The following is a 1,257-nucleotide window of genomic DNA, read 5'->3' as shown; positions in this document are numbered from 1 at the left end:
CTAGTAGACCGTCGCGGCTTAATTTCGCTTTGTGGTTGGGTAGAGGTGGCGCAGTTTCACGCGGGCGTCGTCGGTGGTGAAGTGCCAGTCGACTTGGCGCTGGTTGCTGTTGGTGTGCTGCTGCCAGGCAGCGAGTTCGGCGTTGAGCACGGTGAGGTCGTCGATGCGGCGGTCCAGGCACTGGCGGGTGAGCGCGGAGAGCTCGATCTCGGCGATGTTGAGCCAGGACCCGTGCTTGGGGGTGTGGTGGATCTCCAGGCGCTGGGCCAGCGCGAAGGCCTTTGCCGGGTCGAACGCCTCGTAGAGCGAGGCGGTGGTGTGGGTGTTGAGGTTGTCCATCACCAGCACGACCGTGGCGGCGTCGGGATAGTCCACGGTCAGCAGGTGCTCGACCTGGTGCGCCCAGTCGACCCTGGTCCGGCGGGACTGGGCGTCCACGCGCCGCCATCCGCGCAGCGGCTCGACCCAGCAGAAGATCGAGCAGGTCCCCGAGCGGACGTACTCGTTGTCCTCGCGCCGGTCGCGGCCCGGCTGCGCGGGAAGCGGATCGCGGACGTGGCCGAGCAGCTGGTAGGGCTTCTCGTCCATGCACACCACCGGGCGCGCCGGATCGAAGGGGCGGCGGTAGACCGCCAGGACGTCCTCCATCGCCGCTGCGAAGGCCGCGTTCGCCGCGGGCGGGATGGCCCAGCACTTCTTCACGTGAGGACGCAGTTCCGTTTTTTTAACACCCGGCCGATCGTGGAGTGGTCCAGATCCGGGATGTCCTCGATCAGCGCGACCTGCTTCTCCAGCAGGCGCAGCGACCACCGGGCGTGTCCCTTGGGCGGAGTCGAGCAGGCCAGCGCAATCAGCCTGGCCTCGACCTCACCGGTCACCGGGGAAGGCACCGGCGGCAGGGCGCGTTCCTTCCGGCCGACCGTGGCCCACACATCGCCGCCGGTCTCCGCGTACCGCTTCGAGATCAGGCGGACCGAATCGCACGAGACCCCGACCCGCTCCGCGATCACCGCCCGCGGAGCGACCTCGCCGGCCAACGTGTCCAGCGCGAGCAGCACCCTCGCCCGCCTGATCATCGACGCGCTGCGGACCCCCGTCGTCGTCACCCGCACCAACGCCTGACGATCTTCGACGCTCAACGCAACCGGATACTTCTTCTGCGAAGACACAGCACCCCTGACGGCCGAAAGGAAGCGACAGGGAGATTCTGCCCAACTCCAGCAACCAGAACGACACTTAGCCGCGACGATCTACTAG

2 protein-coding genes are annotated in these 1,257 nt (G+C 67.6%); both read right to left on the bottom strand.

The genetic code is table 11. The annotated features are described in order from the left end of the window. Positions 1-18 precede the first annotated feature (18 nt). A complete protein-coding gene (locus HDC93_RS37945; RefSeq protein WP_221517611.1) occupies positions 19-702 on the bottom strand; it encodes an IS630 family transposase in 684 nt (227 codons plus the stop codon). Next, on the bottom strand, positions 699-1,139 hold the full coding sequence (locus HDC93_RS37940; RefSeq protein WP_221517610.1) for a helix-turn-helix domain-containing protein: 441 nt from the start codon (positions 1,137-1,139) through the stop codon (positions 699-701). Before HDC93_RS37940 ends, HDC93_RS37945 begins: the two co-directional genes overlap by 4 nt. Positions 1,140-1,257: the final 118 nt, after the last annotated feature.

The organism is Streptomyces sp. AK010 (assembly GCF_014207295.1).
Lineage (GTDB): Bacteria > Actinomycetota > Actinomycetes > Streptomycetales > Streptomycetaceae > Streptomyces > Streptomyces massasporeus.
Note: the sequence above shows the minus strand (reverse complement) of the source record. Positions and strands in the feature narration are given on the sequence as shown.